The organism is Enterobacter cloacae complex sp. P38RS (genome assembly GCF_014930775.1).
In the GTDB taxonomy this organism is placed as follows: Bacteria; Pseudomonadota; Gammaproteobacteria; order Enterobacterales; family Enterobacteriaceae; genus Enterobacter; species Enterobacter bugandensis.
Window position 1 is genome coordinate 22,113 of the sequence record NZ_JADBRS010000026.1, and the last position, 6,813, is coordinate 28,925.

The window sequence follows — 6,813 nt, forward strand, 5'->3', positions numbered from 1 at the left end:
CAAAATGACCGAACTGAAGAACGATCGTTATCTGCGTGCGCTGCTGCGCCAGCCCGTTGATGTCACCCCGGTGTGGATGATGCGCCAGGCGGGACGCTATCTGCCAGAGTACAAAGCCACGCGCGCGCAGGCGGGCGATTTTATGTCGCTGTGCAAAAACGCCGAGCTGGCCTGTGAGGTGACGCTCCAGCCGCTGCGCCGCTTCCCGCTGGATGCCGCCATTCTCTTTTCGGACATTCTTACCATTCCGGACGCGATGGGCCTGGGGCTCTATTTCGAAACCGGCGAGGGCCCGCGCTTTACCTCGCCGATCAAAAGCAAAGCCGACGTCGATAAGCTGCCGATCCCCGATCCGGAAGGCGAACTGGGCTACGTGATGAACGCCGTGCGCACCATTCGCCGCGAGCTGAAGGGCGAAGTGCCGCTGATTGGCTTCTCTGGCAGCCCGTGGACGCTGGCCACCTACATGGTTGAAGGCGGCAGCAGCAAAGCCTTCACCATGATTAAAAAGATGATGTACGCCGAACCGCTGGCGCTGCATGCGCTGCTCGACAAGCTGGCGAAGAGCGTTACGCTCTACCTCAACGCGCAGATTAAAGCGGGTGCGCAGTCGGTGATGATTTTCGACACCTGGGGCGGCGTGCTGACCGGACGTGATTATCAGCAGTTCTCCCTGTACTACATGCACAAAATCGTTGACGGCCTGCTGCGTGAAAACGAAGGTCGCCGCGTGCCGGTGACGCTGTTCACCAAAGGTGGCGGCCAGTGGCTGGAAGCGATGGCGGCAACCGGCTGCGACGCGCTGGGCCTCGACTGGACCACCGATATTGCCGATGCCCGCCGCCGCGTGGGTGACAAAGTGGCGCTGCAGGGCAACATGGACCCGTCCATGCTCTATGCTCAGCCTGCCCGCATCGAAGAGGAAGTGTCGACTATACTGTCTGGTTTCGGCCAGGGTGAAGGCCACGTCTTTAACCTCGGCCACGGCATTCATCAGGATGTGCCGCCTGAACACGCAGGCGTATTTGTGGAGGCGGTGCATCGGCTTTCTGCCCAGTATCACAAGTAAGGAGTGGTTATGGATCTCGCGTCGCTACGCGCTCAGCAAATCGAACTGGCTTCATCGGTGATCCGCGAGGATCGTCTGGATAAGGATCCCCCGCAGTACATTGGCGGGGCGGATGTCGGGTTCGAGCAGGGCGGTGAAGTGACGCGGGCGGCGATGGTGGTGCTGAAATACCCGTCGCTGGAGCTGATGGAGTACAAGGTGGCGCGTATCGCCACCACCATGCCCTATATTCCCGGCTTTCTCTCCTTCCGCGAATATCCCGCGCTGCTGGCCGCGTGGGAGCAACTCTCGCAAAAACCTGACCTCCTGTTTGTTGACGGGCACGGTATCTCCCATCCGCGTCGCTTAGGCGTCGCCAGCCACTTTGGTCTGCTGGTGGACGTGCCAACCATCGGCGTGGCGAAAAAACGCCTGTGCGGCGCGTTTGAGCCGCTTTCTGCCGAACCGGGCGCGCTGGCGCCGCTTATCCATAAAGGCGAGCAGCTGGCGTGGGTCTGGCGCAGTAAAGCGCGCTGTAATCCGCTGTTTATCGCCACCGGGCATCGGGTGAGCATGGACAGCGCGCTGGCGTGGGTGCAGCGCTGCATGAAGGGCTACCGGTTACCGGAGCCAACCCGCTGGGCTGACGCCGTTGCCTCTTCACGTCCGGCATTCATTCGTTGGCAGGAAATTCAGCCGTGATTCAGGTAAACTGCGGCTAATTTTCGATTCGAGACATCATCATGTTACAAAACCCGATTCATCTGCGCCTTGAGAAGCTGGAAAGCTGGCAGCACGTGACGTTTATGGCTTGCCTGTGCGAGCGCATGTATCCCAACTATGCCGCGTTCTGTAAGCAAACGGAGTTTGGCGAAGGCCAGATTTATCGACGTATCCTGGATTTGATCTGGGAGACGCTGACGGTGAAAGACGCAAAGGTGAACTTCGATTCACAGCTCGAAAAGCTGGAAGAGGCGATCCCGGCGGCGGACGATTACGACCTGTACGGCGTTTATCCGGCTATCGACGCCTGCGTGGCGTTGAGCGAGCTGATCCACTCCCGTCTGAGCGGTGAAACGCTGGAGCACGCCATTGAAGTCAGTAAGGCATCCATCACGACCGTCGCGATGCTGGAAATGACGCAGGAAGGCCGCGAAATGACCGACGAAGAGCTGCGTGCTAACCCGGCGGTTGAACAGGAATGGGACATTCAGTGGGAGATTTTCCGCCTGCTGGCAGAGTGTGAAGAGCGTGATATTGAGCTGATCAAAGGGCTGCGCGCGGACCTGCGTGAGGCCGGTGAGAGCAATATTGGTATAATTTTTAACCAATGAGACAACAAAACGTGATTTAACGCCTGTTTTGTCGCACCTCGACTCTTCCCTTCTGCCCCCCGTCTGGTCTACATTTGGGGGGCGAAAAAAAGTGGCTATCGGTGCGTGTATGCAGGAGAGTGCTTTTTTGGCATTTTCGTCGCACTCGATGCTTAGCAAGCGATAAACACATTGAAAGGATAACTTATGAACAAGACTCAACTGATTGATGTAATTGCGGACAAGGCTGATCTGTCTAAAGTGCAGGCTAAAGCTGCTCTGGAATCTACCCTGGCTGCTATTACTGAGTCTCTGAAAGAAGGCGATGCTGTACAACTGGTTGGTTTCGGTACCTTCAAAGTGAACCACCGCGCTGAGCGTACTGGCCGCAACCCGCAGACCGGTAAAGAAATCAAAATCGCCGCAGCTAACGTGCCGGCATTTGTTTCTGGTAAAGCACTGAAAGACGCAGTTAAGTAAGACGCGTGGCAGTGAACAGTTTTAACGAAGGGGCGGCAACGCCCCTTTTGTCATTCTGGCGTGGCACGCTCGCGCTGGCAGGCATACTGTTGCTGTCTGCCTGTAGCCATGACTCCTCACTCCCCCCGTTTACCGCCAGCGGCTACGCTGACAACCAGGGCGCGGTCAGGATCTGGCGCAAAGATTCCAGCGATGAAGTCCATATGCTTACCGCGTTCAGCCCGTGGCATAACGGCAACACCTCGACCGCAGAGTACCGCTGGCAGGGCGATGCGCTGTCGCTGATTGAACTGAACATCTACAGCAAGACCCCAGAACACGTGAAGGTGCGTTTCGACGACCACGGCGAGCTGAGCTTTATGCAGCATGAAGTTAGCGGATTGAAACAGCAGCTTTCCAGCGATCAGGTCGCCCTTTACCGCTACCGCGCCGAACAGCTCCGTCAGACCAGCGACGCGCTGCGTCAGGGCCGCGTGGTACTGCGCCAGGGGCGCTGGCATGCCGATGGCACGGTGACCACCTGCGAAGGGCAGACCGTAAAGCCTGAGCTTGAATCCTGGGCAACCGAACACATTCAGCGCCGTCAGCGGCATTCGTCTATGGAAGTGAGCGTGGCGTGGCTTGAGGCGCCGGAAGGCTCTCAGCTGCTGCTGGTGGCGAACGAAGACTTCTGCACCTGGCAGCCGACAGAGAAAAGTTTTTGATTTAAGTTCCCTCTCCCTTGAGGGAGAGGGTTAGGGTGAGGGGAAATTACTCCCCCCGCTCCCGCGCAATAGCACGATAACCGATATCCTGACGGCTGAAGCTGCCGTTCCAGTGAATATCCGCCATCAGCGCATAGGCGCGTTTCTGCGCTTCTGCCACGGTCTGGCCCAGCGCGGTCGCACACAGCACGCGGCCGCCGTTGGTGAGCACGCGGTCATCGTCAGCCAGCTTCGTACCGGCGTGGAACACCTTCGCGCCGTCAATCTCTTCCAGCGGCAGGCCGTGGATCTCATCTCCGGTGCTGTAGTTCCCCGGATAGCCACCCGCAGCAATCACCACGCCCAGAGACGCACGCTCGTCCCACTCTGAGGTTTTCTCGTCCAGCTTGCCTTCGCAGGCCGCCAGACACAGATCCACCAGGTCGGATTTCATGCGCAGCATGATGGGCTGGGTTTCCGGATCGCCGAAGCGGCAGTTGAATTCAATCACCTTCGGGTTACCCTGCTTGTCAATCATCAGGCCCGCGTAGAGGAAACCGGTGTAGGTATTGCCTTCCGCCGCCATGCCCTTCACGGTAGGCCAGATGATGCGGTCCATGGTGCGCTGATGCACCTCATCGGTAACAACGGGAGCAGGGGAGTAAGCGCCCATCCCGCCGGTGTTGGGGCCGGTATCGCCATTGCCAACGCGCTTGTGATCCTGGCTGGTGGCCATCGGCAGAACGTGCTCGCCGTCGACCATCACGATAAAGCTCGCCTCTTCGCCGTCGAGGAACTCTTCGATCACGATTCGGTGGCCCGCGTCGCCAAAAGCGTTGCCTGCCAGCATATCCTGAACGGCCGCTTCGGCTTCTTCGAGCGTCATCGCCACGATAACGCCTTTCCCGGCGGCCAGACCGTCGGCTTTGATGACAATCGGCGCGCCTTTTTCACGTAACCAGGCCAGAGCAGGCTCCACTTCGGTGAAGTTCTGATATTCCGCCGTCGGGATGTTATGACGCGCAAGGAAATCTTTGGTGAAGGCTTTGGAGCCTTCCAGCTGTGCGGCACCTTCCGTTGGGCCGAAGATTTTCAGGCCCGCAGCGCGGAAGGCGTCAACCACGCCAATTACCAGCGGCGCTTCCGGGCCGACGATGGTCAGATCGATGTTCTCGGTCTGGGCAAAGCTCAGCAGCGCCGGGATATCGGTCACGCCGATAGCCACGTTCTGCAGCGCGGGTTCCAGTGCGGTACCGGCGTTACCCGGTGCCACGAAGACGGTTTTAACCTGCGGAGACTGCGCCGCTTTCCACGCCAGAGCGTGCTCGCGCCCGCCGTTACCAATCACTAATACTTTCATTTTCTGCTCCGGGAATTAATGGCGGAAGTGGCGCATGTCGGTGAAGATCATTGCGATGCCGTGTTCGTCGGCAGCGGCAATCACCTCGTCGTCGCGGATAGAGCCGCCAGGCTGGATCACACAGGTGATGCCCACCGCAGCCGCAGCATCGATACCGTCACGGAACGGGAAGAAGGCGTCAGAGGCCATGGCGGAGCCTTTCACTTCCAGGCCTTCGTCACCTGCTTTGATACCGGCAATTTTCGCAGAGTAAACGCGGCTCATCTGGCCTGCGCCTATCCCGATGGTCATGTTCTCTTTGGCATAGACGATGGCGTTGGATTTCACGAACTTCGCCACTTTCCAGCAGAACAGCGCGTCACGCAGTTCCTGTTCGGTTGGCTGACGTTTGGTCACCACGCGCAGGTCGGCTTCTGTCACCATACCCAAATCGCGATCCTGAACCAGCAGACCGCCGTTCACGCGCTTGAAGTCCAGGCCCGGCACGCGCTCCGCCCACTGGCCGCAAACCAGTACGCGCACGTTCTGTTTCGCCGAGGTGATTTTCAGCGCTTCTTCGGACGCGGACGGCGCGATGATCACTTCGACAAACTGGCGGGAGATAATGGCCTGCGCGGTCTCGGCATCCAGCTCGCGGTTGAAGGCAATAATGCCGCCGAATGCGGAGGTCGGGTCGGTTTTGTAGGCGCGATCGTAGGCATCCAGAATAGAGGTGCTTACCGCAACGCCGCACGGGTTGGCGTGCTTGACGATAACGCAGGCCGGCTCGCTGAACTCTTTCACGCATTCCAGTGCGGCGTCGGTGTCGGCAATGTTGTTATAGGAAAGGGCTTTGCCCTGAACCTGCTGTGCGGTCGCAACGGAGGCTTCCTTGACCTCTTCTTCTATATAGAAGGCAGCCTGCTGGTGGCTGTTCTCACCGTAACGCATATCCTGCTTCTTAATGAAGTTCAGGTTCAGGGTGCGCGGGAAGCGGCCAGAAGGATCTTTGCTTTCACCGTGGTAGGCAGGAACCAGGCTACCGAAGTAGTTGGCAATCATGCTGTCGTACGCGGCGGTGTGTTCGAACGCCTTAATCGCAAGGTCGAAGCGGGTTTCGAGAGTGAGGGAGCCGTCGTTAGCATCCATCTCATTAATAATGGCGCTGTAGTCGCTGCTCTTCACCACGATGGCCACATCTTTATGGTTCTTCGCCGCGGAGCGCACCATGGTTGGACCGCCGATATCAATATTCTCAACCGCATCTTCCAGAGAGCAGCCTTCGCGGGCGACGGTCTGGGCAAACGGGTAGAGGTTAACAACAACCATATCGATAGGCGCGATATCATGCTGTTCCATAATGCCGTCGTCCTGACCGCGACGGCCCAGAATGCCGCCGTGCACTTTCGGATGCAGGGTTTTGACGCGTCCATCCATCATTTCCGGGAAACCGGTGTAGTCGGACACTTCGGTTACCGGCAGACCTTTATCTGCTAACAGGCGAGCGGTACCGCCTGTAGAAAGCAGCTCTACACCACGTGCGGAAAGTGCCTGAGCGAATTCGACGATACCGGCTTTATCAGAAACACTGAGCAGAGCGCGGCGGACTGGACGACGTTGTTGCATGGTAAATCCCCTGGATTTCACGATTACAGAGAGCGTTAGATGAATTTTCCAGCGAAAAACTCATCTAACACACCTGACGAGGCCTCCTTGTTAAGCGCGAGCATTTTAACGAAAACGTTTGCGCAACGCTCGCATATTTTCACTTTTTCGAAGCGCTGTGGATAACCTGTGTGTAAAAGGGTATAAGGCGGGGTTTTGCTGGGGAATGCAGCAGTCAGTCATTTTTCTGTCATTTAGCGGTTGCGGCCCGCGGAGAACTCCCTATAATGCGCCTCCATCGACACGGCGGATGTGAATCACTTCACAGTTAACCCGGTCGGTTGA

At 57.9% G+C, this 6,813-nt stretch carries 7 protein-coding genes; 5 read left to right on the forward strand and 2 right to left on the reverse strand.

The annotated features are described in order from the left end of the window. Window positions 1-4 precede the first annotated feature (4 nt). The 5 genes from hemE to IM303_RS21825 all read left to right on the forward strand — a co-directional run bounded on the left by hemE (window position 5) and on the right by IM303_RS21825 (window position 3,545). Window positions 5-1,069: a uroporphyrinogen decarboxylase gene (gene hemE, locus IM303_RS21805; protein ID WP_010425930.1), complete on the forward strand. Its 1,065-nt coding sequence runs from the start codon at window positions 5-7 to the stop codon at window positions 1,067-1,069. Window positions 1,070-1,078: 9 nt separating this feature from the next. After that, window positions 1,079-1,750 carry a deoxyribonuclease V gene (gene nfi / locus IM303_RS21810; protein WP_048999976.1) on the forward strand — a complete coding sequence of 224 codons (672 nt, stop codon included), beginning with the start codon at window positions 1,079-1,081 and terminating at the stop codon, window positions 1,748-1,750. Window positions 1,751-1,791: 41 nt separating this feature from the next. Further along, window positions 1,792-2,382 carry a YjaG family protein gene (locus tag IM303_RS21815; protein ID WP_022646712.1) on the forward strand — a complete coding sequence of 197 codons (591 nt, stop codon included), beginning with the start codon at window positions 1,792-1,794 and terminating at the stop codon, window positions 2,380-2,382. Window positions 2,383-2,568: 186 nt separating this feature from the next. Beyond that, complete coding sequence (hupA, locus tag IM303_RS21820) at window positions 2,569-2,841, forward strand: nucleoid-associated protein HU-alpha (RefSeq protein ID WP_002445246.1); 273 nt, start codon at window positions 2,569-2,571, stop codon at window positions 2,839-2,841. A gap of 11 nt (window positions 2,842-2,852) precedes the next feature. Further along, entirely contained in the window at window positions 2,853-3,545 is a 693-nt protein-coding gene (locus IM303_RS21825) for a DUF1481 domain-containing protein (RefSeq protein ID WP_048999978.1), read from the forward strand. Between the two features lie 46 nt (window positions 3,546-3,591). Here IM303_RS21825 and purD read toward each other — a convergent pair whose 3' ends face one another. Next, window positions 3,592-4,884: a phosphoribosylamine--glycine ligase gene (purD, locus tag IM303_RS21830; RefSeq protein WP_048999979.1), complete on the reverse strand. Its 1,293-nt coding sequence runs from the start codon at window positions 4,882-4,884 to the stop codon at window positions 3,592-3,594. Window positions 4,885-4,899: 15 nt separating this feature from the next. Further along, on the reverse strand, window positions 4,900-6,489 hold the full coding sequence (gene purH, locus IM303_RS21835) for a bifunctional phosphoribosylaminoimidazolecarboxamide formyltransferase/IMP cyclohydrolase (RefSeq protein ID WP_028015111.1): 1,590 nt from the start codon (window positions 6,487-6,489) through the stop codon (window positions 4,900-4,902). Window positions 6,490-6,813: the final 324 nt, after the last annotated feature.